Here is a 26,178-nt window from a genome sequence, read left to right on the forward strand (position 1 = left end):
CTTGCCGCGCAATGATCGGTAGCGGTCGCACCGCGATGATGACTCCGTCTCAGAACGACTTGGGCAGGCCGAGGATGCGCTCGGTCAGACAAGCGTAAATCAGGTTCGTGGAGGCAGCCTGATTTCTGGAGCACGCGAGGGGGGGGGCTTGCGGATGCCGGTGGGGTTGAAGCGGGTCGAGGCTTAGGGCGGATGCTTGCGCGAGTGGCGGCAATCCGGACGGCTCGACCTGGCTTTGCTGTATGGCGAATCAGGCGATCCGGAAGTGAAAATGAAAAAGCCCGGTAGATCTTTGATCTACCGGGCTTTCGCATTTGGTGGCGAATCAGGGATTCGAACCCCGGACCTGCGGATTATGATTCCGTCGCTCTAACCGGCTGAGCTAATTCGCCGAAGAAGACGAATTATGACAATGCACCCGGAGGCTGTCAACCCCCATCGCCATCTTTTTTCAAGATTCTCCAAAGCCACCGGTGAGGCATGGCAGAACTCAAAGCCCGAGGCCCCAACCGGCGGAGAACTACGAATACAAACGCATCAATCCTGCGCGTAGATATCCGAGTCCTTGGTTTCCTTCACGAACAGCATGCCGATCACGAAGGTTGCGAGCGCGATGACGATCGGATACCAGAGCCCCGAGTAGATATCGCCCTTGGCCGCCACGATCGCGAAGGCCGTCGCCGGCAGGAAGCCACCGAACCAGCCGTTGCCGATGTGATAGGGCAGCGACATCGACGTGTAGCGGATGCGCGTCGGGAACATCTCCACGAGCATCGCCGCGATTGGCCCGTACACCATCGTCACGAAGATCACGAGGATGGTCAGGATCACCACGGTCATCGGCCAGTTGAGCTGCGCCGGGTCGGCCTTGTGCGGATAGCCTGCCGATTTCAGCGCACCCGAGAGCGTCTTCTCGAACGTTGCGCCCGCCTCCTTCGCGCCAGGCGCCTTGCCGTCGAACGTATCGATGGTCGTGTCACCCACCTTGATCTGCGCGAGCGTGCCCGCCGGCGCAGCCACGTTCGAGTAGTTCAGGCCCGCCTTCGAGAGCGCGCTCTTGGCAACGTCACACGAGCTAGTGAACTTCGAGGTGCCCACCGGGTTGAACTGGAACGAGCATTCGTCCGGGTTCGCGATCACCACGATCGGCGCGCGTGCCGTTGCGGCTTCGAGCGCCGGGTTCGCGAAGTGCGTAAGCGCCTTGAAGAGCGGGAAGTAGGCGAGCGCGGCGATCAGGCAGCCGGCCATGATGATGGGCTTGCGGCCGATCTTGTCCGAGAGCGCGCCGAAGAACAGGAAGAACGGCGTGCCGATCAGAAGCGCCAGGGCGATCAGGATGTTGGCGCTCGCGCCGTCCACCTTGAGCGTCTGCGTGAGGAAGAACAGCGCGTAGAACTGGCCCGTGTACCAGACCACGGCCTGGCCGGCCGTCACGCCGATCAGCGCGAGGATCACGACCTTGAGGTTCTTCCATTGGCCGAACGCTTCGGAGAGCGGCGCCTTCGAGACCTTGCCCTCGGCCTTGATGCGCTTGAAGGCCGGCGACTCGTCGAGCTGCAGCCGGATCCACACCGAGACTGCGAGCAGCAGGATCGACGCGACGAACGGAATGCGCCATGCCCACGCGCCGAACTGCTCTTCGCCCACCGTCGTGCGCACGCCGAGGATCACGAGCAGCGAGAGGAACAGGCCGAGCGTTGCCGTAGTCTGGATCCACGAGGTGTAGAAGCCGCGGCGTCCGGGCGGCGCATGCTCGGCCACGTAGGTGGCCGCGCCGCCGTACTCGCCGCCGAGCGCGAGACCCTGCAAGAGGCGCATGCCGATGAAGATCACGGGCGCGGCAATGCCGATCGACGCGTAGCCCGGCAGGAAGCCCACCACGAAGGTGGACAGGCCCATGATGACGATGGTGACGAGGAACGTATGCTTGCGGCCCACGAGGTCGCCGAGGCGACCGAACACGATCGCGCCGAACGGCCGCACCGCGAAGCCCGCTGCGAAGCCGAGCAACGTGAAGATGAAGCCCGCGGTGGGGTTCACGCCGGAGAAGAAGCTTTTGCTGATGTAGGCCGCGAGCGAGCCGGCCAGGTAGAAGTCGTACCACTCGAACACCGTGCCTAGCGACGACGCGAAGATCACGCGTTTTTCGTCGCTGGTCATCGGCGTGTGTGAGACTTGTCCGCCAACGGTTGCCATATGTGTCTCCATTTCTTGATATGCCGACGTGCTGGTCGGGGCCGCCCGAGAGGCGGTCCTGCGAAGCATTATTGGAATGGAAACTTACGGGGTTCTGACGGCGGAGGGGCTTTTTTGAGACTCGTACTGGACCTTTGATGATTCGCTAATTTCAGGCAATTAACAATGGACGGTAGTTAACATTCGTCCATTTGCCTCTATCTGACGAGTTCGTGCGGATTGAGCGGGTGCCGGCTAAGGGTAAGTCCCATCCCCATTTCCGGCCGCCTTGCCGTCAGTTTCGACCGGCTGGCGTCAATTTGCGCCGCGTAGACGCAGCGTCACGCGTACCAGCGTGCCGGCAAGACGCGGTTCGAGCTGATAGACGTTGTCGTCGATGGCGAGCGTGCCGCCGTGCATCGTTGCGATCTCGCGCACGATCGCGAGCCCGAGGCCGCTGCCCTCGCCATCGCGCCCGAGGATGCGATAGAAGCGTTCGAGCACGCGCTCGCGCTCGGCCGCGGGAATGCCGATGCCGGTGTCCTCCACCTCCAGATGCACCACGCGCGCCACGGGCTCGGGCCGCACGCGCACGGTGATGCGGCCGCCGGCGGGCGTGTAGCGGATCGCGTTGTCGATCAGGTTCGAGAGCATCTCGCGCAGCATCACGGGGTTGCCGTCGACTTGCACCGGCGCCGCGCGGTGCTGCGCGGCGTGCTCGCTGCTCTCATCGTGCTTGTCGTCGAGGTCGTGCTCGGGGCCTTCGTAGCCGAGGTCCATCTGCTTGGCGAGCGCGGGCTGCACCCAGTCGCGCACCGCGTGACGGGCTACGTCGGCGATGTCGACGGGGATGAAGATTTGCCCCGTCATGCGGTTCTCGGCGCGCGCGAGCGCGAGCAGTTGCGTGACGAGCCGCGCGGCGTGCTCGGAGCTCGTCGCGATCTGCTCGAGCGAGCGGTGCACTTCGGCGGGCGCGTCCTGGCGCAGCGCCAGTTCGGCCTGGGTGCGCAGGCCCGCGAGCGGCGTCTTCATCTGGTGCGCCGCATCGGCGATAAAGCGCTTTTGCAGCTGCATGTTCTGTTCGAGGCGCGTGAGCAGGTCGTTGAACGACGTGACGAGCGGCTCGATTTCGGGCGGGGCGCGGCGCGCTTCGAGTGGCGAGAGGTCGTCAGGGCGGCGCATGCGGATGTTCGACTGTAGCGCGTGCAAGGGCGCGAGGCCCCGCGAGAGGCCGAACCAGACCAGCAGGATCGCGAGCGGCAGGATCACGAACTGCGGCAGGATCACGCCCTTGATGATGTCGTTGGCGAGCGTGCGGCGCTTGTCGAGCGTCTCGGCCACCTGCACGAGCACGGGCTGCGAGCCCGCCAGATTCGGCAGCTCGACCGTCGTATAGGCCACGCGGATGTCGATGCCGTGCAGCATGTCGTCGCGGAACTCCACGAGGCCGGCGGGCGGGCGGTCGTCGTCGCGCGGCAGCGGCATCTCGCGGTCGCCGCCCACCAGCTCGCCGCGGCTGCCGAGCACCTGGTAGTACACGCTGTCGACGTTGTCGGCGCGCAGGAAGTCGCGCGTGGAGTCGGGCAGCGTCAGCTCCGCCACGCCGTTGACCGGATGGATCTGGCGCGCGAGCACGTAGGCGTCGGTTTCGAGCGCGCGGTCGAACGGCCCGTTGGCGATCGACTTGGCGACGAGATAGGTCACCGCGATGCTCATCGGCCAGAGCAGCAGCAGCGGCGCGAGCATCCAGTCGAGGATCTCGCCGAACAGCGAGCGCGGGCGCGCCGCGGCGGCTTCGGCTTCGTCGGGCGGGGCGAACGGGTTGGCGTAGCGGGCGTCGCGCGCCTCGTCGTCGAGCGCGCCAGCCTCGTCTGCGGACCGCGCGGCGGACCTTGGCGAGGCGCCGGACGTGGCCGGCGCGGGGCGTGCGGCGGGAGCGGGCTCGGCCATCGTTGCGCCTGGCTATTTGTAGTAGTGGCTGGCCGGCATGGCAGGTGGCGCGGCGTCGCCCGGGAGATTGGCGTCCGGCGTATCGGTGGGCGTTGCCGCTGCGGAATTTTCCGTGGCCGTAGCCGGTGTGATTACAGGCGCGTTCGCCGGATTCGCCTCCTTTTCGAGGCAGTACCCAAGCCCGCGCACGGTCACGATGCGCACGCCGCCCGTTTCTAGCTTCTTGCGCAGCCGGTGCACGTAGACCTCGATGGCGTTGTTGCTCACTTCCTCACCCCATTCGCAGAGGTGATCGACGAGCTGCTCCTTCGAGACGAGCCGGCCGAGCCGCTGCAGCAGCACTTCGAGCACGCCGAGCTCGCGCGCCGACAAGTCGAGCACCTGGTCGTTGATGCGCGCCACGCGCCCGACCTGGTCGAACGCGAGCGCGCCATGGCGCACGACCGTGGGGCCGCCGCCCGCGCCGCGCCGCGTGAGCGCGCGCACGCGCGCCTCGAGCTCGTTGAGCGCGAAGGGCTTGGCCATGTAGTCGTCGGCGCCGAGGTCGAGGCCTTTCACGCGCTCGTCCACGCTGTCGGCGGCGGTGAGGATCAGGACGGGGAGGGTGGAATTGCGCGCGCGCAAGCGGCGCAGCACTTCGAGGCCTGGCATTTTCGGCAGGCCCAGATCGAGGATCAGGAGGTCGAACGACTGCATCGACAAGGCCGTATCGGCATCCACGCCATGACGCACGTGATCAACGGCATAGCCCGACTGGCGGAGTGATCGGACGAGGCCGTCCGCGAGTATGCTGTCGTCTTCGGCAATGAGAATTCGCATGTGCGCCAGCGTCGCCAACGAAGCGCTTTGAAGCCCGCGTTTGGCTGCCCGTTGTGCGCTTCGCTTTTGCGCGCAGCGCTCCCGGCAGGGGGCGAGCCCGGTGAGCGTCGGGCGGCGGTCTCCGAAAATTCGCGGTTTCGGCACGCAGGTTTGATGAAAACACGCTTGCCAAAACCACTGTTTTTTTATACAGTGTCTGCGTTCACGCGTATGTGCCCGGGGTTTGTCACCAGCGGCATGCACGCCTCGTCACCAGACGCCGTTCATCATAGCAAAGGACGATTCATGGAAGATAGCAAGAAAGGCTCGGCTGGGCTGACTGCTGAAAAGAGCAAGGCGCTGGCTGCCGCGCTCGCGCAGATCGAAAAGCAGTTCGGCAAGGGGTCGATCATGCGACTCGGCGACGGCGACGCGGTCGAAGACATCCAGGTGGTCTCCACCGGCTCGCTCGGCCTCGACATCGCGCTCGGCGTGGGCGGCCTGCCGCGCGGCCGGGTGGTCGAGATCTACGGTCCGGAATCGTCGGGCAAGACCACGCTCACGCTGCAGGTGATCGCCGAATTGCAGAAGCTCGGCGGCACGGCGGCGTTCATCGACGCGGAACACGCGCTCGACGTGCAATACGCTTCCAAGCTTGGCGTGAATGTGCCGGAGCTGCTCATCTCGCAGCCGGACACGGGCGAGCAGGCGCTCGAAATCACCGACGCGCTCGTGCGCTCGGGCTCGATCGACATGATCGTGATCGACTCGGTCGCGGCGCTCGTGCCGAAGGCCGAAATCGAAGGCGAAATGGGCGACTCGCTGCCGGGTCTGCAGGCGCGTCTGATGTCGCAGGCGCTGCGCAAGCTCACGGGCACGATCAAGAAGACCAACTGCATGGTCATCTTCATCAACCAGATCCGCATGAAGATCGGCGTGATGTTCGGCAACCCGGAAACCACCACGGGCGGCAACGCGCTCAAGTTCTACTCGTCGGTGCGTCTGGACATTCGCCGTATTGGCTCGATCAAGAAGAACGACGAAGTGATCGGCAGCGAAACGCGCGTGAAGGTCGTCAAGAACAAGGTCTCGCCGCCGTTCCGCGAAGCCGTGTTCGACATCCTCTACGGCGAAGGCATCTCGCGTCAGGGCGAAATCATCGACCTCGGCGTGCAGGCCAAGATCGTGGACAAGGCCGGTGCGTGGTACAGCTATAACGGCGAGCGCATTGGCCAGGGCAAGGACAACGCGCGCGAATTCCTGCGCGAGAATGCGGATATCGCTCGTGAGATCGAAAACCGCATCCGCGAATCGCTTGGCGTGAGCACGATGCCGGCCGGCGCCAACGACACCGGCGAAGTGGAAATCGCGGACGAAGAAGAATAAGTCCCGAAGTTGAGTTCTGAAATCGGCACCAGAGAGTCAGCACTACCGTGATGCGCAAGGGTGGGTCCGCCTCGGTGCCGCATGATGTGGCCACTTCTGCGGCAACATCCGCGGCGCCTTCTCCCGCTTCGGACGAGGCGGAGCACCCGCGTGAGGCGCGGCGCGCCACGCGCCGCGATCCCGCGCGCACCGACACGCAACGTACCGACACACCAAGCCGCGACGCCCATGCGGGCGCTCGCGGCTTGGCGCATTCAACACCCCACGATCTGGACGACGAAGGCGGGGCGGTATTCGAAGTGCCGTTCGAGGCATTTTTCGATGCGTCCGCGGCGGGGTCGTCCGAAGCACCACACGAATCGCAGCACGAAGCGCAGCACCGCGAAGCGCACCACGAACCCCCGGCGCCAGAAGCCGACCGCTACGAGCGCAGCTCCACCTCGCGCATGTCGCGCAACGCTCGCAAGAACGAGACATCGAGCAAGCAGCGTCCCGAGCGCTCGCTCAAGGGGCGTGCGCTCGGCTATCTCTCGCGCCGCGAATACAGCCGCGCGGAGCTTTCGCGCAAGCTCATGCCCTACACCGAAAACGCCGACGAGCTCGAAGCGCTGCTCGACGCGCTCGAACGCGATGGCTGGCTCTCCGACGCCCGCTTTGCGGAAAGCGTCGTGTATCGCCGTGCCGCGCGCGTGGGGGCGGGGCGCATCGTCAGCGAGCTCAAGCGTCATGCCGTGGGCGACGCGCTCATCGAAGAAGTGAACGCGCAGTTGCGCGAGACCGAGCTCGCGCGTGCCCGCGCCGTCTGGCAGAAGAAGTACGGCCAGTTGCCCGAGACGCCCGCCGAGCGTGCGCGTCAGGCCCGTTTTCTGGCCGCGCGCGGCTTTTCGATGTCGATCATCGGCAAGATTTTGAAGGGCATTGAAGACAGCTTCGATGGCGAGTGGCCGGAAAACTGATTCGGCTGGCTCAAAAACCGCTTGTGGCCATGTCCTGGTGGACGCTGTGGGTTCGCCGCTGTCTCAAATACCCGGTATGCTAAAATCGAGAGGTTTTCCTGTCCGGTCTTACCTCTAGCATGCCGCTTTCTTCGCCAGCGCCTCGCCAGTTGCGTCATCAGCGCGCTATCCGGGCAGTCGCCTATGAGCGCGAAGACGGTCTATGGGACATCGACGCGTGTCTGACCGACCATAAGCCACGCGACGTGCCGCTCGCCGCCGGTGTTCGGCCCAACGGTTTGCCGATCCATGAACTCTGGCTCCGCATCACGATCGATCGCAAGCTCAACGTCGTCGACGCAGAAGCGTCGTCCGACTGGGTGCCTTATGACGGTCAGTGCCAGAACGCCAATCCCGCCTATCGGGCCCTTATCGGGCTCAATCTCCTCCAGAATTTCCGCCGCGAAGCGGGCCGGCTCCTCGCCGGCACGGCCGGTTGCACGCACCTCACCGAAATGTTGGGCGTGTTGCCGACTGTCGCGATCCAGGCATTCGTCGGAGCAGTGTGGGATACATCGAAAGGCACGCCGGGCGAAGCTTCCGGACCGGAATCTGGCAAGACTGCCGACGGCGCAGCCGCTGGCGAAAAACCGCCTTTCCAGCTCGGCCGCTGCCACGCGCTGCGGTTCGACGGCGAGGCGGTCAAGCAGTTTTATCCGCGCTGGTATGGCCATGCGCCGCGTTCAGTAGAGCGTGGCGCGGAAACCGCCAGCGTGCGCGAGAAGCCCGGCCCGAGCCACGAGGGCAAGGCCGACGCCATTGCGCATGAATAACAACAGCGGAATCGAAGTTCACTCCAACTCTCAGACTGAAGGAATCACGCATGAAGATTCACGAGTACCAGGGTAAGGAAATCCTGCGGAAATTCGGAGTCGCCGTCCCGCGCGGCATCCCGGTGTTTTCGGTGGATGACGCGGTCAAGGCCGCTCAAGAGCTCGGCGGCCCGGTGTGGGTCGTCAAGGCGCAGATTCACGCGGGTGGTCGCGGCAAGGGCGGCGGCGTGAAGGTGGCGAAGTCGCTGGATCAAGTGCGCGAATACGCGAGCCAGATCCTCGGCATGCAGCTCGTCACGCACCAGACCGGTCCGGAAGGCCAGAAGGTCAACCGTCTGCTGATCGAAGAAGGCGCTGACATCAAGCAGGAACTGTATGTCAGCCTCGTCGTCGATCGCGTGTCGCAAAAGATCGTTCTGATGGGTTCGAGCGAAGGCGGCATGGACATCGAAGAAGTTGCGGAAAAGCATCCGGAACTGATTCACAAGGTCATCGTCGAGCCGTCGACGGGTCTGCTCGACGCTCAGGCCGACGACCTCGCCGCGAAGATCGGCGTGCCGGCTGCTTCGATTCCGCAAGCCCGCACGATCCTGCAAGGCCTGTACAAGGCATTCTGGGAAACCGACGCGTCGCTGGCCGAAATCAACCCGCTGAACGTCACGGGCGACGGCAAGGTCATCGCACTCGACGCGAAGTTCAACTTCGACTCGAACGCGCTGTTCCGCCACCCGGAAATCGTCGCTTACCGCGACCTCGACGAAGAAGATCCGGCTGAAGTCGAAGCCTCGAAGTTCGACCTCGCGTACATCTCGCTCGACGGCAACATCGGCTGTCTCGTGAACGGCGCGGGCCTCGCGATGGCCACGATGGACACCATCAAGCTGTTCGGCGGCGAGCCGGCGAACTTCCTGGACGTCGGCGGCGGCGCGACGACCGAGAAGGTCACCGAAGCGTTCAAGCTCATGCTCAAGAACCCGGGCCTGAAGGCGATCCTCGTGAACATCTTCGGCGGCATCATGCGCTGCGACGTGATCGCGGAAGGCGTGATCGCCGGTTCGAAGGCCGTGAACCTGAATGTGCCGCTCGTCGTGCGCATGAAGGGCACGAACGAGGACCTCGGCAAGAAGATGCTGGCCGATTCGGGCCTGCCGATCATCTCGGCGGACAGCATGGAAGAGGCTGCGCAGAAGGTCGTCGCGGCTGCCGAAGGCAAGTAATTTTCAGCGGACACGAATGGCGTGGTGACGGCGCGAACACCGCAACGCAAGAAGCGGTCTGGCGCGACGCATGACGCCAAACGAACAGAGGTCAATACATGTCGATTCTGATCAACAAAGACACCAAGGTCATCACGCAGGGCATTACCGGCAAGACCGGTCAGTTCCACACGCGCGCCTGCCGTGAATATGCCAACGGCCGCGAAGCATTCGTCGCGGGTGTGAACCCGAAGAAGGCCGGCGAAGATTTCGAAGGCATTCCTATTTACGCGAACGTGCGTGAAGCGAAGGAAGCCACCGGCGCGACCGTTTCGGTCATCTACGTGCCGCCCGCAGGCGCAGCTGCAGCGATCTGGGAAGCGGTGGAAGCCGACCTCGATCTCGCGATCTGCATCACGGAAGGCATCCCCGTCCGCGACATGATCGAAGTCAAGGACCGTATGCGCCGCGAAGGCCGCAAGACGCTGCTCCTCGGCCCGAACTGCCCCGGCACGATCACGCCGGACGAGCTGAAGATCGGCATCATGCCGGGTCACATCCACCGCAAGGGCCGCATCGGCGTCGTGTCGCGTTCGGGCACGCTGACGTATGAAGCAGTCGGCCAGCTGACGGCACTGGGCCTCGGCCAGTCGTCGGCAGTCGGTATCGGCGGCGACCCGATCAACGGTCTGAAGCACATCGACGTCATGAAGATGTTCAACGACGATCCGGATACGGACGCCGTGATCATGATCGGCGAGATCGGCGGTCCGGACGAAGCGAACGCCGCTTACTGGATCAAGGACAACATGAAGAAGCCGGTGGTTGGCTTCATCGCGGGCGTCACGGCGCCTCCGGGCAAGCGCATGGGCCATGCCGGCGCGCTGATCTCGGGCGGTGCGGATACGGCCGACGCGAAGCTGGAAATCATGGACGCCTGCGGCATCAAGGTGACGCGCAACCCGTCGGAAATGGGTCGTCTGCTGAAGTCGATTCTGTAATTTCAGATTTCGTTGACGCTCGCGCATCACGCATGCGCGGGCGGTCGGCGTTTTTTGATATGCTTGCGGAAGCCTTTCATGAGGTTTCCGAACAAAGGCGAGGGAGCCAGTCATGGCTGCCTCGCTTTTTTATTGGCGCGCCCATCATGACTTTTGAGCGGACGCGCCTTGTTGCCGCACTCACGCTCCCGCCTTCATGCTCGAGTTCTTCACGTCGCTCCACTGGGGCGCGGTCATTCAGATCATCGTCATCGACATCCTGCTCGGCGGCGATAACGCCGTCGTGATCGCGCTCGCCTGCCGCGACCTGCCCGCGCAGCAGCGCCTGCGCGGCATCGTCTGGGGCACTGTCGGCGCGATCGTGCTGCGCGTCGTGCTGATCGCCTTCGCGGTCGTGCTGCTCAACGTGCCGTATCTGAAGTTCACGGGCGGCCTGCTGCTGCTGTGGATCGGCGTGCGCCTGCTTGCGCCTTCGCATCTCGAGCATGCCGATGTGAAGCCCTCCGACAAGCTGATCGGTGCGATCAAGACCATCATCGTTGCGGATGCAGTGATGAGCCTCGATAACGTCGTGGCCATCGCAGGCGCCGCCGAGGCCGCCGACCCGCGCCACCGTATCGCGCTCGTGATCTTCGGCCTGATGGTCAGCATCCCGCTGATCGTGTGGGGCAGCCAGCTCGTGCTGAGGCTGCTCGACCGCTATCCCGTGGTGATAACGCTGGGCGCCGCGCTGCTCGGCTGGATCGCGGGCGGGCTGATCATTAACGATCCGGCCGGCGACCGCTGGCCGCTGCTCGATACGCCTGCCGCCGAATATGGAATGAGCGTGGCGTGCGCGCTCTTCGTGGTCGCCCTCGGCCATCTGCTCAAGCGCCGCAATGAGCGGCGCACGCAGGGCTCGCGTTGAGCGCGATGATGGAGCCTTGCCGGTGGCTCTGAGCGAGCCATCGTGTGGACCACGGCGTTGGTCATCGCGCCGATCGATGCACCGACAGCACCGCGCCTAAGCCATCCGGCCGACTGCTGCGCAGACGGGGCCGCCGATACGATCGAAGCGCCTGTTCACCTTTTCGTGAGCAGGCGTTTCTCGTTTCAGGAGCCCTGATGATGATCGTATCTCCATCCGTTTCAGCTTCCGGCCCGCGCGCATCGCGCGCCGCCGGGCCGTGTGCTTCGCGCGTCTGTGCCGCGCAGGCTTTCGCCACGCCCGCCATTGCCACGCCTGCGTTTGCAACACATGGGTTTGCCAGCCACGCCGCGGCTACACTCGCGCGGTCCTGCCGGGCGTTCGTGCGTCTCGCGAGGCGCTGGGCCGCGCCTGGCTTCACGCTCATCGAATTGATGATCGTGCTGGCCATCGTCGGGGTGATCGCCGCGTATGCCATTCCTGCGTATCAGGACTATCTCGCGCGCAGCCGGGTAGGCGAGGGCCTCTCGCTCGCCTCCGCCGCGCGGCTTGCGGTGGCCGAGAACGCCGCGAGCGGCAATGCGTTCGGCGCGGGCTACACGACGCCGCCGGCCACGCGCAACGTGACCTCCGTGCGGGTGGACGACACGACCGGCCAGATCACCGTGGCGTTCACCGCTCGCATCGCACCCGAGGGCAGCAATACGATCGTGTTGGTGCCCTCCGTGCCCGATAACGCCGAATCGCCCACGGCGCGCGTGGCGCTCACGCAAGGCAGCGTGCAGGGCGGCACGCTCACGTGGGAGTGCTTCGCGGGCGGCAAGTCGGCTTCGTCGCTTGGCGAGCCGGGTACGGGACCGACGCCTGCAGATGCGGCCACGCTGCCTGCCAACCTGGCGCCGCCGGAGTGCCGCGCCTGAGCATGCATAAGGTATGCGTAGGGCACGTTTCAGGCACGCATAAGGAACGCATAAGGAACGCATAAGACCGCTTGCAAGCGCACCGGACTCCATGAGGGCGTCCGGTGCGCAATCGCTCGCTCGCGTGCCGCTATGCATTACGCACGCTGCACCAATGCGGGGCTGGCGCGCAATGCGGGGCGTAAATATCGTAGCCGTGGCACGTTCGGGCGAATTTCGTCCGTCTGCTGTCCGCAAACCTTCAGCACAGGGAGGGAAAAGTTTTGTATAGTGCGCCGGTTGCTGACGCCCCCCAATCCCATGCCTTCTTCTTTTGCGCGTTACCTTACGTTCGTCTTGCTGGCCGTTGCGTTGATCCTGCCTTATGCAGTCGTCGCACACACCTATCCGATCCCGACGTTCTACGCTGAATTCACCGCGCTCGCGCTCTATCTGCTGGTCGGCGCCGGGGTCTGGCTGCTGGTGCGTTCCGCGCGGCCGGCCATCGAGTTCAGATCGCCCGTGGTCGCGCTCGTGCCGCTCGCCTTCGGCTTGCTGCTCGTCGCGCAGACTTTCGTGCTGCCGGTCGCCCAACCTTCGATGAACTGGCTGGGCGCGGGCTATCTGCTGGCCGCCTTCATGGCCGTTCACGCGGGCTACGGCATCACGCGCGTGAACCTCACGCGCGCGGCGATGGTGTGGGGCGCCTGGGCGCTCGTGATCGGCGGCCTGTTCGCGGTGTTCTGCCAGGTCATCCAGCTTCTGCATCTCGAAGCCAAGGTCACGCCGCTCGTCGTCGCCTATAACGTGCAGTTCGACCGGCGCCCGTTCGGCAACATGGCGCAGGCCAATCACCTCGCGACCTATATCGCGTTTGCGACGGCAGCGGCGCTGTATCTCGTGCAGACGCGCCGGCTGAACGTCCTGCTGTGGGTCGTGCTGTCGGTGATCTATTCGGGCGGCCTGGCGCTTACCGTGTCGCGCGGCCCGTGGCTGCAGATGGCCGTGATCGTCGTCGCGGGGTTCTGGATGGCGCTTTCCGCGACGCGCGGCGTGCGTGCCGAAGACGAGGCAGGCAATACCGCCGGCGCAGGTGCGTGGGCCGGCAGCGCGCGTGCCTGGGTCGTGCCCATCGTGCTTTTCGCGATCTTCTTCGCCGTGAATGGGTTCGTGCGCTGGGCCAACGTCCACTATCAGTTGCAGCTCGACCAGTCGGCGGCCGACCGCTTCAAGGACGCCGGCCAGATCGCGCCGCGTATCGCCCTGTGGCGCTACGGCTGGACGATGTTCAAGACGCATCCGCTGCTGGGCGTGGGCTGGGGAGATTTCCCGATCCATCAGTTCGAGCTTGCGCGCAAGCTGGGCGGCGTCGAAATCGCCAACAACTCGCACGATATTTTCATCGACTTGCTGGCCAAGACCGGCGTGCTGGGCTGCGCGATCGTCGTGCTCGGGCTCGTCGCCTGGTTCGTGCGCGCGCTGCGTGCGCCGCATACGGCAGAGCGCATTTTCGGCTTCGCGCTGATTGGCGCGCTGGTCATGCATGCGCTCGTCGAGTATCCGCAGCAGTACATGTTCTTCCTGCTGCCCGCGATGTTCGTGTTCGGCCTGCTCGAGACCAGGCCGCTGCGCTTCGTGTCCCCGGGCGTCACGCGCGCCGTGTATGCGGTGGTCGTGTTCGGCGGGATCGCGTCGCTATGGCCGGTGGTGCGCGACTACAACCGCGCAGAAGTGCTGTATTACGGCTCGCATCCCGCGCAAGAGTATGCGGAGGAGCCGTCGCTCCTGTTCCGCGCCTGGGGCGATTACGGTATGGCGACACTCATGCCAGTCAACGCCGCGGAGCTCGCCACCAAACTCGCCGCGCACGAGCGCGCGATTGCGCTGCTGCCGGGTGAGACCGTCCTGCGCCGCTATGCCGCGTTGCAGGCACTCGACGGAAATATGGATGGTGCGTTCGATACGGTCGAGCGCCTGAAGATCTTCGCGCTGGAGCTTCATGACTGGCCCACGCAATTGGCCTCGCTCTACAGCCTGTGCGACGACGAGCCGACGCTCGCGGGTTTCAAGGCCGCGCTGCTCAAGAAGTACGGCCCGCCCACAACGAAGGTCGACGAAGACGAAGACGATTCGGACGATTGATTGTTTGGCGCCGCGGCTGAGCCTTCGCTCGCCGCGGCGCAGCTGAACACGCCTCGCGCGCGGCGCAGTGCCTTACCCCTGCGCTACCCAATCCCCCGACTTCCCGCCGTGCTTCTCCAGCACTTTCACATCGGTGATCGTCATGCCGCGGTCCACCGCCTTGCACATGTCGTAGACCGTCAGCAGGCCCACCTGCACGGCGGTCAGCGCTTCCATCTCCACGCCAGTGCGGCCCAGCGTTTCCACCTGTGCCGTGCAATGCACGCCCGGCAGTGTCTCGTCGAGCGCGAAGTCGACCTTCACGCGCGTGATCGCGAGCGGATGGCACAGCGGAATCAAATCGGAGGTGCGCTTGGCGCCTTGAATCGCGGCGATGCGCGCGACGCCGATTACGTCGCCTTTCTTCGCGTTGCCGTCGCGCACCAGCGCGAACGTGGCGGGCAGCATGCGGATCGTGCCGCTCGCTACGGCGATGCGTTTGGTCTCGGCTTTGCCGCCGACGTCGACCATGTGCGCGTCGCCTGCGGCGTCGAAATGCGTGAGTTCGGGCATGATGGGTTCTCCGTGAAGGGCGCTTATCTTAACAGCGCGGTGCGTGGGCGAGACCCGGGCGCGTGGACCTATGCTAGTCCACGCTTGCGCATCCGAGGGCAGGAATAGCGGGCCACGCGGCTACAATTGCCCGGTGGCTGGCCGCCGAGCCGGCAATCCGCTTTTCCAGATCTTGTCACCGATGCATCTGAAACGGCTGCTTGCTGCGTCGCTTTGTGCAACGCTCGCCGTTCCTCCGCAAGCGTACGCGCAGGCGCCGGGCGGTAGGGCGGGGGCATCGGCTGCGCGTGCTGCCGTGCTTGATTTCGGTGTGGCGAGCGCTTCCGCGTCCGGCGCGGCCGGGCCGAACGCAGGCAGACCGCCGGCCGGCAAAGCGGGCGTCGCAACGCCGGGCGTCGCTACGCTCGCACCCAATGCGGCCGCGCTCGTGAGCGGCCCGCTCGACGACGAGGCCGACCCCGTCATTCCTGCCTCGATTGCACAGGGCGTATTCGGCACGTATGGCGGCGCGCAGAGCCGCTTCGGCGCAGCCGGATCGGGGCAATCCGCGAATTCGTCAGGAACCTCCGGCAACGCCAGTGCACGCTCGCCGGCCTGGGTCCCGCAACTGCCCGATCTCGGTGACGGCTCGGGCGGCGCACTCACGCCGCAGGCCGAGCGCCGCATCGGCGAGCGTGTGATGCGCGAGATCCGGCGCGACCCCGACTACATCGGCGACTGGCTCGTGCGCGACTATCTCGACTCGGTTGCGGAGCGCCTCGCGGCGTCGGCGGCGGCGCAGTTCATCGGCGGCTATCGGCCGGATTTCGATTTGTTCGCCATGCGCGACGGCCAGATCAATGCGTTCTCGCTGCCGGGCGGCTTCATTGGCGTGAACACGGGGCTGATCGTGTCCACGCAGACCGAGTCGGAGCTCGCCTCCGTGCTCGGCCATGAGATGGGACACGTGCTGCAGCGGCATATCGCACGCATGCTCTCGCAAAGCGAGCGCAGCGGCTACGCCGCGCTCGCGGGCTTGCTGTTCGGCATCCTCGCGGGCGTGCTGGCGCGAAGCGGCGACCTCGGCAGCGCGATCGCCATCGGCAGCCAGGCCTATGCTGTGGATAGCCAGTTGCGCTTCTCGCGCGCCGCCGAGCACGAGGCGGACCGCGTCGGCTTCAAGTTGCTGGCCGGCGCCGGCTACGATCCGTGGGGCATGGTGGCGTTCTTCGAGCGGCTCGACCGCGCGTCGATGAGCGACGCCGGCGTGCCGGCCTATGCGCGCACGCATCCGCTCACCGTCTCGCGAATCGCCGACATGCAGGATCGCGCCCGCCGCGCGGATTATCGGCAGCCGCGCCAGTCGCCCGAATACGGTTTCGTGCGCGCACGCGTGCGCGTGCTGCAGGACCGCTCGCGTGGAGATTACCTCGACGAGATCTCGCGCATGCGCGCCGAGATCGAGGATCGCGTTGCGCTCAATGTGGCGGCGAACTGGTACGGCATCGCCTTTGCGCAACTGCAGGTCGAACGCTACGACGACGCAGCGGCGTCGCTGGCCAATGCGCGGGCGGCATTCACCCGGGTCGAGGCGGCGGAGGGCGGCAAGGCGCCTCGCGCGCCGCGTAGTTCGTCGAGCCTCGACGTGCTGGCCGCCGAGATCGCGCGGCGCGCGGGCCGCACCGACGAAGCCGTGCGGCTCGCGCAGGCCGCGCATGCGGCGTGGCCCGCGTCCCACGCGGCCACTGACAGCCTGTTGCAGGCGCTGATCGGCGCGCGCCGCTTCAAGGAGGCGCAGACGCTCGCGCGCGGCGAGGCCGAGTCCGAGCCGCGTCAGGGGGCGTGGTGGCAGTACCTCGCGCAGTCGAGCGCGGGTCTGGGCGATCTGCTCACACAGCGGCGCGCGCTCGCGGAGAAGTTCGCGCTCGATGGGGCGTGGCCGTCGGCGATCCGGCAGCTCAAGGAGGCGCGCGACATGAAGTCGGTGGGATTCTACGATTTGTCGACGATCGACGCGCGCCTGCACGAATTCGAGGCGCGCTACAAGGAAGAGCGTGCGGAGGACAAGGACAGCGGATGAGCGGCGCGCGCGGATTGGCGCGTAACGCTCGCCGCCTCGGCTCAGCTCAGCGCGCAGCCTTTTCCGCTTGCTCCGGACTCGGCACGAACGCGAAGCGCGCCGGCACGTCTGCGCGTGCGATGGATTGCAAGGGCAGCGCGCTCCCGGCGCGCCAGTGAAACGTGCCGCTCGCGCCATCCTCGGCGAGCGTTGCATGCTCCGTGAAGCCGTCGAGATCGTGATCGTGCAGCAGTGCCACACTCGCAGGCGCGGGAGCGGCGACATCGGCGACATCGGCGACATCGGCGCTTGCGCCTGCCGTATCCGGCAGCGCGCGCTCGAACAGCACGCTACCGTGCTCGTCCACGTACACGGCGGCCGGCTCGAATGGCTGGCCCGTTTGATCGGTGAGCGTCAGCGCGCCGCCGTTCGCGCTCGCGAGGCGCACGACCCACGGCGTGTATTCGAGCTCGACATAGACGCGCTGCGGCCCGTTCTGGAAGAACCACTGGCCGTTCGCGTCGCGCTCGTAATTGCGATTGATGAACCCGATCAGCGCCTCGTGCCGGATCGGCGTGCCGGGCGCCCCTTGAGCCTGGTCGGCTTCGTCGCGCAGGCGCCAGTGGCCGCGCGCGTCGAGCAGCAGCCAGCCGGTGCAATGAGGAACGTTGGGCCAGCGCGCGAGCGCCTGCTTGACGATGTCATCCATGAGTCGTGGGGAGGTGAGGCGAGAGATAGCGGGTCACGCGCTGTGCGAGCCAGTCGCTGCGGCCCGGAAACGGCCCCGTCATGAAGCCGACGTGGCCGCCGCCTTCGGGCTGGTCGAGCTCGACTGCGGCGCTCACTTCGTGGCGCGCGGGCAGCACGTCGCCGGGCAGGAACGGGTCGTTGCGCGCATTGATGAGCAGCGTCGGCACGACGATCTCGCCGAGCTTCGGACGAACCGTCGCGCGGGTGTAGTAGTCGTGCGCGCTCTGAAAGCCATGCAGCGGCGCGGTCACGACGTCGTCGAATTCGTACATGTTGCGCGTCGCCAGCACGGCTTGCGGGTCGAACAGGCCCGGATACTGCTCGAGCTTTTGCAACGCCTTCACTTTCAGCGTCTTCAGGAAGCTGCGCGTGTAGATCATGCCGAAGCCGCTTGCGAGCATCTTGCCGCCCGCGTGCACGTCGAGCGGCGCGGAGATCGCGGCCGCGGCGCTCACGATCCGCGCGTCCTCGCGCTGCTGCGCGAGCCAGTGCAGCAGCACGTTGCCGCCGAGCGAAACGCCGGCCGCCACGAGCGGGCCCGTGTGACGCGCCGCGAGACGGCGCAGGACCCAGTCGACTTCGGCGGCATCGGCGAGGTGGTAGAAGCGCGGCAGGAGGTTCATCGGCCCGCTGCAGCTACGGAAGTGCGGGATCACCGCGTGCCAGCCGCGCGCATGCGCGGCCGCTGCGAGCGCGCGGGCGTAGTGCGAGCCCGAGCTGCCTTCGAGGCCATGGAACAGGACGAAGAGTGGGGCATCGGGCCGGGCGCCCGTCGCAGTTTTTGCATTGGCGCCCGCAGTGGCTGCGCGAGGCGCGTCGACCCAGTCGAGATCGATGAAGTCGCCGTCGGGGGTGTTCCAGCGTTCACGCCGGTAGGCGGGCAGGGGCAGGTGCGAGAACAGCGCGGGAATGATGGTCTGGATGTGCGCGCCAGGCAGCCAGAAGGGCGCGCGGTAGGTCGAGCCGGCCTGCGGGTAACCGCTCGCACTGTTCAGGACCGACGTTGCGGCGCGTCTTGCCGCTTCGTCGTTTCTTGGGCTCATCGCCGCTTCGTCGCCTGTCGTGCTCATGGCCATCCCCTGTCGACTCGAGCAGGCGCTTCAGTTGTCGGCTGGATTCGTGCTTTAAGCTCGACTCCAGTCCCATGCAGCGCTCCGGCTCTGGTCCCGTGCAACTTGTTGCTTTCTACTGCGCTTTCACTTTCTGCTACTGCTGTCCTGCTTCGTGGCGCGCCCGTTCCCTGCTTCCCGCTGCTATCCGTGTCAGTGCAATGCGCCCTGGCCGTGGCGCAGCCTCGCGGAGAACTGGCTGGCTGCGTCGTCGGGCATGCGGCTCGCGTGAATGTGCGCGATGCGCCACTCGCCGCGCTCATGCACCATCACATAGGTCGTGAAGACCATCGCCGGAATCGCGTTCGGATCCACGGGGCGATGCGCCTCCACGATTGCATAGACCACCGTGCCGAGGCTGTCGTAGACGCGTATGTCGAGCGGCTCGATCGACACGGGCGCCGCTTCGAACTCTGCGGCGAGGCCGGCGCGAATGTCGGACAGGCCGTGCAGATGCGCGCCCTCGGCGCTGATGCAGCTCACGAACTCCTCATCGATCCACAGGCCCATCAACGCGTCGATATTGACCTCCGCGATGGCCTGATAGTACGCGTTGAGAGTGTCCGCGGCGGCTTCGAAGATGTGGGCAAAACGTGGCATGGCTCGTTGATCTGATGCGCTTCTTGCGCGGGTTGGCGTTTGCTTCGGCGATTGCTTCAGTTGCGATGCGCGAGACCTGCGTTGCGGCTGGCAGCCGCGAGCATGCCGCGATCGCGAGACAGGCCTGTGACGCCCCGCTTCGTTGCGCGTTACCTGAATTGGGCGCGCGCTCGAGGCACCGCGTCGGTGGCGTGCCGCACATCCGCAGCGCGAAGCGCGTGAGGCGTGCCGGGTGTCGTCAGCCTCCAGGCGGGCTGAAGGCAAACCGGATGGGCCACGCGCGACACGCGCCACCGCGCCGGGTTCGGTGCGGCTAGCGCTGGGCGACCAGCATACCGCGCAAATCGTCGAAGACCTGTTCCGGGCTCAGTTCGCGCAGGCAGTTCAGATGCCCGAGCGGACACTCGCGCGCAAAGCAGGGACTACAGTCGAGATGAAGCCATTGTACCTTTGCAAGCTCGGACAAGGGCGGCGTGTGGCGCGGATCCGTCGATCCGTAGAGCGCGACCAGCGGCCGGCGCAGCGCCGCGGCCACGTGCATGAGGCCCGAATCGTTGGTGACCACGGCGCTCGCGCGCGAGATCAGCGCGCAGGCTTCGCCGAGCGCGGTCTGGCCGCACAGGTTGCGCACGTTCGGGGCCTTGTCGGCGATGGCCTGGGCGAGCGGCGCGTCCTTGGGCGAGCCGAGCGCGACGATCTGCGTATACGGGAACGACTGTCCGACCATGCGCGCGAGCGCCGCGAAATGCTCGGGCGGCCAGCGCTTGGCGGGACCGTATTCGGCGCCGGGGCAGAACACCAGCAGCGGCACGCGCGTGTCGAGATTGAAGCGCGCCGAGACGCGCGAGGCCTCGTTCGGATCCGCTTCGAGGCGCGGCATCGGCAGGTCGTCGGGCACGGTGGCGCCGGGCGCGTAGGCGAGCGCCGCATAGTGCCTGACCATGGGCGGGCGCTCGTCCTTGGGCGGATTCGTGTGGCGCACGTTCAGGAAGCCGTAGCGGCTCTCGCCCGTGTAGCCGATGCGCAGCGGGATGTTCGCGAGCCACGGGATCAGCGCGGACTTCAGCGAATTCGGCAGCACATAGACCGCGTCGTAGCGCTCGGCGCGCAGGTCGCCGGCCAGTTGCCAGCGACGCAGCAGCTGCAGCTTGCCGTGGGCGAGGTCGGTGGCGTAGACGTCGCGTATCTCGGGCATGCGCTCGAGCACGGGCGCGACCCAGGTGGGCGCAAGCGCATCGATATCGATGCGCGGATGCAGTTTTACGAGCCGCGAAAGGAGCGGCTGCGCCATCAGTGCGTCACCGATCCAGTTCGGTGCAATTACCAGCGCGCGGCGCATCGGGAGTCAGGGTCCGGAAAAAGGGCAAGGATTTCGCGCGCGCTTTGGCCACTTCGGGTCAGAGCGAGCGCGCGAAACGCGGTTAGGGGAGACAGGGACGCGGCCAGGGCCTGCGATGCGATACAGCGCGAAATACGGCGCGAGGCATCCAGAGCATCGCCGGCGTGCACGTGCCCCGGCCGAAGCCGGTGCTGGCCCGCAGGCGCGCCTCGAGTCGCCGGAGTCGCCGCAGTGGCCGGCTTAATGGCCGTGCACGACCTCGCCGTCACGCAGCTTGTAGCGGGTGCTGCAGTACGGGCACTTCGCTTCGCCGTGCGTCACGTCGATAAAGACGCGCGGATGATTGCTCCAGCGCGGCATCGACGGATTCGGGCAATACGCGGGCAGGTCCTTGGCCTTCAACTCGACCAGCGGCATTTCCTTGAGTTCGCTCATGAGGATGATTCTCTGTGTATCAATGGGGCGCAGGCGGCGGGCCGTCTGACCAGCGCGCGCCAGTGCGCGCATATCTCGTTGTCTGTCGCGCCATGCCTGGTCGCGCGCGTCACTCACGCATGCGCCAGGCAAAGAGAGCCATTTTAACGTCATTTGTGCGCCATACGCGCGCTCGCGGGCGCGTGCGGCGGGGTTTCGGGGCACTTTCGTGGCGTTGAGGCAGAGGGTCCGGTTAGCGGGGCCGGATGGATGCGCTTGCCCCGGCCGTGCCCGTCAGGTCGGCGCGGCGCATGCGCAAATACGCGAGATTCGCTGAGCACGCCTCAGATCATCCTGGCTATCGGCTAAAATACCGATCTCGCAATTCGATGCTGGCCTCGCGCCCGGCGCCGAGCAGCGACCCGCAGCGGCGCCAGCAGGGTGAGCAACCGGCAGCCGCGCGGATCCCGCGCCGCGCCCACCGCGCCTTCGCCGCCCGCGCCCTCGTTGCGCGCGGCACCCGCATCGGCTTGACACCGCCTTCCCACCATCAAGCTGACATGTCCATGAACAAGGTTCTGCGTCTCTCCGATCTGATCTCCGAAGGCAAGCTCAAGGGCAAGCGGGTGTTCATCCGCGCCGACCTGAACGTGCCGCAGGATGACCAGGGCAACATCACCGAAGACACCCGCGTGCGCGCTTCCGTGCCGGCCATCAAGGCGGCGCTCGACGCCGGCGCGGCCGTCATGGTCACCTCGCACCTGGGCCGTCCGACCGAAGGCGAATTCAAGCCCGAAGACTCGCTCGCACCCGTCGCGAAGCGCCTCGCCGAGCTGCTCGGCCGCGACGTGCCGCTCGTCGCCAACTGGGTCGAAAACGGCGTGAACGTTGAGCCGGGCAACGTGGTCCTGCTCGAAAACTGCCGCGTCAACAAGGGCGAGAAGAAGAATTCGGACGAGCTCGCACAGAAGATGGCGAAGCTCTGCGACATCTACGTCAACGATGCTTTCGGCACCGCGCACCGCGCCGAAGCCACCACCTACGGCATCGCGAAGTACGCGGGCATCGCCTGCGCGGGCCCGCTGCTGGCGGCCGAGCTCGACGCGCTCGGCAAGGCGCTCGGCGCGCCCAAGCGCCCGCTCGTGGCGATCGTCGCGGGCTCGAAGGTCTCGACCAAGCTCACCATCCTCAAGTCGCTGGCCGAGAAGGTCGACCAGCTGATCGTCGGCGGCGGCATCGCCAACACGTTCATGCTGGCGGCGGGCCTGAAGATCGGCAAGTCGCTCGCCGAAGTCGATCTCATCGACGATGCGAAGGCCATCATCGAAGCGGCGCGCGCGCGCGGCGCCTCGGTGCCGATCCCGACCGACGTCGTGACCGCGAAGGAATTCTCGCCGACGGCCAAGGCCGAGACGAAGAACGTGGCCGACGTGGCCGACGACGACATGATCCTCGACATCGGCCCGGTCACGGCCAACGCGCTCGCCGCGCAGCTCGCGCAGGCCGGCACGATCGTGTGGAACGGTCCGGTTGGCGTGTTCGAGTTCGACCAGTTCGGCAACGGCACGAAGACGCTCGCGAGCGCCATCGCGAATTCGGGCGCGTTCTCGATCGCCGGCGGCGGCGACACGCTCGCGGCCATCGCGAAGTACAACATTGCCGACAAGGTCAGCTACATCTCGACCGGCGGCGGTGCGTTCCTCGAATTCCTCGAGGGCAAGAAGCTGCCGGCAGTCGAAGTGCTCGAAACCCGGGCGGCTGGTTAAGTGGCGCCGCGCGCCCCGGCCGGTAAAGCGGCGAAGGTAGCCAAGGTGGCAAACGCCACCCAGGCCGCCAAGGCCAGGGCTCCTCGCGCCAGCGCGGCCAGGCCGCGCACCGCCGCCGGGGCCGCAACAGATGTCAATGACGTAAAAGACGCGAAAGAGCAGGGGCGCGCAGCGCCCCTCGCAGATACAGATACCGCGCGGGCGAACGCGACGCCCGCCGCGGACACGGACACAAGCAACAGAAACGCCGCGCCAGTCTCGCCGACTGACGCCGCGCCCTCGAAGAAAGCGACGCCGGGTATGACCGGTGCGCGTTCCGGCCACGCCGTATCGGCGCCCGAGCCGGCCAGCACATCTCGCAGCAACGGTTTTTCCAGCGATCCTTTCCAGACGAGGAGACTCATGCATCGCGCCACCAAGATTGTTGCCACCATCGGTCCGGCTTCCAGCACGCCGGATATCCTGCTGAAAATGATCCGCGCGGGATTGGACGTGGTGCGCCTCAACTTCTCGCACGGCACCGCCGACGACCACCGTCAGCGCGCCGAAATGGTGCGGGAATGCGCCCGCCAGGCCGGCCGCGAAGTTGCGATCATGGCCGACCTGCAAGGCCCGAAGATCCGCGTAGGCAAGTTCGAGAACGGCAAGACGATGCTCGAGCCGGGCAGCCCCTTCATCCTCGATGCCGAGTGCGAGCTCGGCAACGACGAGCGTGTCGGCCTCGACTACAAGGACCTGCCGCGTGACCTGAAGCCCGCCGACGTGCTGCTGCTCAACGACGGCCTGCTCGTGCTCGACGTCGTGCGCGTGATCGGCAGCGAGATCCACACGACCGTGCGCGTGGGCGGCGAGCTCTCGAACAACAAGGGCATCAACCGCCAGGGCGGCGGCCTCACGGCGCCCGCGCTCACGGCGAAGGACATGGAAGACATCCGCACGGCGATGTCGCTCTCCGTGGATTTCGTCGCCGTGTCGTTCCCGAAGAACGCCACCGACATGGAAATGGCGCGCCAGCTCGCGAACATCGCGGGCGCGCCCTACGGCGTCAAGCCGAAGATGATCGCGAAGATCGAGCGCGCCGAGGCCATTCCGGCGCTGCAGGAGATTCTCGATTCGTCCGACGGCATCATGGTCGCGCGTGGCGACCTGGCCGTGGAAGTGGGCAACGCCGCGGTGCCGGCGCTGCAAAAGCGCATGATCCGCATGGCGCGCGAGTCGAACAAGCTCGTGATCACGGCCACGCAAATGATGGAGTCGATGATCCACGCGCCGGTGCCGACGCGCGCCGAAGTCTCGGACGTCGCCAACGCGGTGCTCGACGGCACGGACGCCGTGATGCTCTCGGCCGAATCGGCGGCGGGCAAGTATCCGGTGCAGACCATCGAGGCCATGGCCGCGATCTGCGTGGAAGCGGAGAAGTCGGAGCAGTCCGAGCTCGACAAGGATTTCCTCGACCGCACCTTCACGCGCATCGACCAGTCGATCGCGATGGGCGCGCTGTTTACTGCCTACCACCTGGGCGCGAAGGCGATCGTGGCGCTCACGGAGTCGGGCTCGACCGCGCTGTGGATGTCGCGTCACTGGACCCACGTGCCGATCTTCGCGCTCACGCCGCGCACCGGCAGCGAGCGGGCCATGTCGCTCTACCGCAATGTCACGCCGCTGCATCTGGACACCAGCAGCGACCGTGACACGGCGCTCCAGCAGGCCATCGAGGTGTTGGTGAGCAAGGGGTACGCTGCGCGCGGCGACATGATCGTGCTGACCGTGGGCGAGCCGATGGGCCAGCCGGGCGGCACCAACACGCTGAAGATCGTGCGGGTCGGCGACGTTTTCTGAGTTCGCGGCGATTTTTTTCGCTTTTTTTTCGAGACTCGCGAAATCGTGAGGTTGGCGCCTGTCGGTGAGTAACCGCTGGCATCGATTGGTATCAAAATGGTATACGATCGGTGCCAGATAGGTGCCAGTTAGGCGTCTTTTCGATGCAGTTGCGGCCCGTACGCGCTTGAGGCAGCGTGCGGGCTGTCAACTCTTTTTGCATCTTCTAGCCGATTTGACGCCCTGATACGCCAATTTCATGCCAGTTCGTTTTTTTGGCGGCGGGAACCCGGCGGCTTCGCGATAAAATCATGTAATTGAGCCCGCGCCTTGTGACGCGGGCGGTGGCCGCCAGGCCACCCTCGACCGGTCGCGCAAGACGGCCGGCGGCACGAAGCAATTCGTTTCAAATCATAGGAGTAGCAACAATGCCTCTCGTTTCAATGCGTCAACTGCTCGACCACGCGGCTGAACACGGCTACGGTCTGCCGGCGTTCAACGTGAACAACCTCGAACAGGTTCAGGCGATCATGGAAGCGGCCAGCCAGGTCGGCTCGCCGGTGATCATGCAAGCCTCGGCCGGCGCGCGCAAATACGCGGGCGAGCCGTTCCTGCGCCACCTGATCGAAGCGGCGGTCGAGTCGTATCCGCATATCCCGGTCGTGATGCACCAGGACCACGGCCAGTCGCCGGCAGTCTGCATGGCCGCGATCCGCAGCGGTTTCACCAGCGTGATGATGGACGGCTCGCTCGAAGCCGACGGCAAGACGGTGGCTTCGTACGAGTACAACGTCGACGTTTCGCGCAAGGTCGTGGAAATGGCGCACTCGATCGGCGTGACGGTCGAAGCGGAACTGGGCGTGCTCGGCTCGCTGGAAACGATGAAGGGCGACAAGGAAGACGGTCACGGCGCCGAAGGCACCATGACGCGCGAGCAGCTCCTGACCGACCCGGAGCAGGCTGCCGACTTCGTGAAGCTCACGCAGTGCGACGCACTGGCGATCGCCATCGGCACTTCGCACGGCGCCTACAAGTTCTCGAAGAAGCCCACGGGCGACATTCTGTCGATCCAGCGCATCAAGGAAATCCACGCACGCATTCCGAACACGCACCTCGTGATGCACGGTTCGTCGTCGGTGCCGCAGGAACTGCTGGCTGAGATCCGCGAGTTCGGCGGCGACATGAAGGAAACGTACGGCGTGCCGGTCGAGGAAATCCAGGAAGGCATCCGTCACGGCGTGCGCAAGATCAACATCGACACGGACCTGCGTCTGGCGATCACGGGCGCGATCCGTCGCTATATGTACGAGAACCCGTCGAAGTTCGACCCGCGCGACTACCTGAAGCCGGCTCGCGAAGCCGCGAAGAAGGTCTGCGTGGACCGCTTCCTCGCGTTCGGCTGCGAAGGCCAGGCTGGCAAGATCAAGCCGGTCTCGCTCGACAAGATCGCTGAGAAGTACAAGTCGGGCGAACTCGCGCAGATCGTCCGCTAAAGCGGGGCTCTGTGCCAGACGCGCTGGTTGAGTCCGGTAGCGCCTTGCCGGCCGCACCTCGCCGGCCGCACCTCGCC

22 protein-coding genes and 1 tRNA gene are annotated in these 26,178 nt (G+C 65.9%); 12 read left to right on the forward strand and 11 right to left on the reverse strand.

The window, feature by feature from the left end; translation table 11 throughout:
• Positions 1-315: 315 nt before the first annotated feature.
• The 4 genes from E1956_RS05790 to E1956_RS05805 form a co-directional block, all read right to left on the reverse strand.
• Positions 316-392 (reverse strand) — tRNA-Met (locus E1956_RS05790).
• Between the two features lie 145 nt (positions 393-537).
• Entirely contained in the window at positions 538-2,196 is a 1,659-nt protein-coding gene (locus E1956_RS05795; protein ID WP_134747776.1) for an MFS transporter, read from the reverse strand.
• 294 nt (positions 2,197-2,490) lie between these two features.
• Complete coding sequence (locus tag E1956_RS05800) at positions 2,491-4,125, reverse strand: sensor histidine kinase (protein WP_134747777.1); 1,635 nt, start codon at positions 4,123-4,125, stop codon at positions 2,491-2,493.
• Between the two features lie 12 nt (positions 4,126-4,137).
• Positions 4,138-4,944, reverse strand: coding sequence for a response regulator transcription factor (locus tag E1956_RS05805; protein ID WP_134747778.1), 807 nt, complete (start codon positions 4,942-4,944; stop codon positions 4,138-4,140).
• Between the two features lie 285 nt (positions 4,945-5,229).
• On the opposite strand from E1956_RS05805, the gene recA reads away from it, so the two are divergent.
• The 8 genes from recA (at position 5,230) to E1956_RS05845 (ending at position 14,222) form a co-directional block, all read left to right on the forward strand.
• Positions 5,230-6,309, forward strand: a complete 1,080-nt coding sequence (recA, locus tag E1956_RS05810) for a recombinase RecA (protein ID WP_028217845.1) — start codon at positions 5,230-5,232, stop codon at positions 6,307-6,309.
• A gap of 245 nt (positions 6,310-6,554) precedes the next feature.
• Positions 6,555-7,265, forward strand: a complete 711-nt coding sequence (gene recX / locus E1956_RS05815; RefSeq protein ID WP_232071295.1) for a recombination regulator RecX — start codon at positions 6,555-6,557, stop codon at positions 7,263-7,265.
• Between the two features lie 119 nt (positions 7,266-7,384).
• Positions 7,385-8,077: a DUF2889 domain-containing protein gene (locus tag E1956_RS05820; protein WP_134747780.1), complete on the forward strand. Its 693-nt coding sequence runs from the start codon at positions 7,385-7,387 to the stop codon at positions 8,075-8,077.
• A gap of 50 nt (positions 8,078-8,127) precedes the next feature.
• Positions 8,128-9,294, forward strand: coding sequence for an ADP-forming succinate--CoA ligase subunit beta (gene sucC / locus E1956_RS05825; protein ID WP_134747781.1), 1,167 nt, complete (start codon positions 8,128-8,130; stop codon positions 9,292-9,294).
• Between the two features lie 98 nt (positions 9,295-9,392).
• Positions 9,393-10,274, forward strand: a complete 882-nt coding sequence (gene sucD / locus E1956_RS05830) for a succinate--CoA ligase subunit alpha (RefSeq protein WP_134747782.1) — start codon at positions 9,393-9,395, stop codon at positions 10,272-10,274.
• A 196-nt stretch (positions 10,275-10,470) separates the two neighbouring features.
• A complete protein-coding gene (locus tag E1956_RS05835; RefSeq protein WP_134747783.1) occupies positions 10,471-11,181 on the forward strand; it encodes a TerC family protein in 711 nt (236 codons plus the stop codon).
• Positions 11,182-11,564: 383 nt separating this feature from the next.
• Positions 11,565-12,101 (forward strand): pilin, encoded by a 537-nt coding sequence (locus E1956_RS05840; protein ID WP_256377771.1) that lies wholly within the window; start codon positions 11,565-11,567, stop codon positions 12,099-12,101.
• 300 nt (positions 12,102-12,401) lie between these two features.
• Positions 12,402-14,222: a PglL family O-oligosaccharyltransferase gene (locus E1956_RS05845; RefSeq protein WP_134747784.1), complete on the forward strand. Its 1,821-nt coding sequence runs from the start codon at positions 12,402-12,404 to the stop codon at positions 14,220-14,222.
• A gap of 72 nt (positions 14,223-14,294) precedes the next feature.
• Here E1956_RS05845 and moaC read toward each other — a convergent pair whose 3' ends face one another.
• The gene (gene moaC / locus E1956_RS05850; protein WP_134747785.1) at positions 14,295-14,774 is read right to left on the reverse strand and encodes a cyclic pyranopterin monophosphate synthase MoaC; all 480 of its coding nucleotides are present in this window, start codon (positions 14,772-14,774) and stop codon (positions 14,295-14,297) included.
• A 181-nt stretch (positions 14,775-14,955) separates the two neighbouring features.
• Between moaC and E1956_RS05855 the strand changes: the two genes are divergently transcribed.
• Positions 14,956-16,833 carry a M48 family metalloprotease gene (locus tag E1956_RS05855; protein WP_134747786.1) on the forward strand — a complete coding sequence of 626 codons (1,878 nt, stop codon included), beginning with the start codon at positions 14,956-14,958 and terminating at the stop codon, positions 16,831-16,833.
• A 46-nt stretch (positions 16,834-16,879) separates the two neighbouring features.
• Here the strand turns inward: E1956_RS05855 and E1956_RS05860 are convergent, their stop codons facing one another.
• From E1956_RS05860 to E1956_RS05880, 5 genes are all read right to left on the reverse strand, one after another.
• The gene (locus E1956_RS05860; protein ID WP_134747787.1) at positions 16,880-17,521 is read right to left on the reverse strand and encodes a DUF2946 family protein; all 642 of its coding nucleotides are present in this window, start codon (positions 17,519-17,521) and stop codon (positions 16,880-16,882) included.
• Complete coding sequence (locus E1956_RS05865; protein WP_134747788.1) at positions 17,514-18,632, reverse strand: hydrolase; 1,119 nt, start codon at positions 18,630-18,632, stop codon at positions 17,514-17,516. Before E1956_RS05865 ends, E1956_RS05860 begins: the two co-directional genes overlap by 8 nt.
• 192 nt (positions 18,633-18,824) lie before the next feature.
• Positions 18,825-19,271: a nuclear transport factor 2 family protein gene (locus tag E1956_RS05870; RefSeq protein WP_134747789.1), complete on the reverse strand. Its 447-nt coding sequence runs from the start codon at positions 19,269-19,271 to the stop codon at positions 18,825-18,827.
• Positions 19,272-19,584: 313 nt separating this feature from the next.
• Positions 19,585-20,610 (reverse strand): lipopolysaccharide heptosyltransferase II, encoded by a 1,026-nt coding sequence (gene waaF, locus E1956_RS05875; protein ID WP_028217834.1) that lies wholly within the window; start codon positions 20,608-20,610, stop codon positions 19,585-19,587.
• Positions 20,611-20,850: 240 nt separating this feature from the next.
• Entirely contained in the window at positions 20,851-21,045 is a 195-nt protein-coding gene (locus tag E1956_RS05880; RefSeq protein ID WP_028217833.1) for a zinc-finger domain-containing protein, read from the reverse strand.
• Between the two features lie 545 nt (positions 21,046-21,590).
• On the opposite strand from E1956_RS05880, the gene E1956_RS05885 reads away from it, so the two are divergent.
• Positions 21,591-22,790, forward strand: a complete 1,200-nt coding sequence (locus E1956_RS05885; protein ID WP_134747790.1) for a phosphoglycerate kinase — start codon at positions 21,591-21,593, stop codon at positions 22,788-22,790.
• Here E1956_RS05885 and E1956_RS05890 read toward each other — a convergent pair.
• On the reverse strand, positions 22,787-23,194 hold the full coding sequence (locus E1956_RS05890; protein WP_134747791.1) for a hypothetical protein: 408 nt from the start codon (positions 23,192-23,194) through the stop codon (positions 22,787-22,789). The genes E1956_RS05885 and E1956_RS05890 overlap by 4 nt on opposite strands.
• Between E1956_RS05890 and pyk the strand changes: the two genes are divergently transcribed.
• Positions 23,193-24,629 carry a pyruvate kinase gene (pyk, locus tag E1956_RS05895; protein WP_134747792.1) on the forward strand — a complete coding sequence of 479 codons (1,437 nt, stop codon included), beginning with the start codon at positions 23,193-23,195 and terminating at the stop codon, positions 24,627-24,629. The two genes, E1956_RS05890 and pyk, sit on opposite strands and share 2 nt — an antisense overlap.
• Positions 24,630-25,036: 407 nt before the next feature.
• On the forward strand, positions 25,037-26,101 hold the full coding sequence (gene fba / locus E1956_RS05900; protein ID WP_028217828.1) for a class II fructose-bisphosphate aldolase: 1,065 nt from the start codon (positions 25,037-25,039) through the stop codon (positions 26,099-26,101).
• The last annotated feature ends 77 nt before the right edge of the window (positions 26,102-26,178 follow it).

The organism is Paraburkholderia pallida (assembly GCF_004524855.1).
GTDB classification, from domain to species: Bacteria; Pseudomonadota; Gammaproteobacteria; order Burkholderiales; family Burkholderiaceae; genus Paraburkholderia; species Paraburkholderia oxyphila.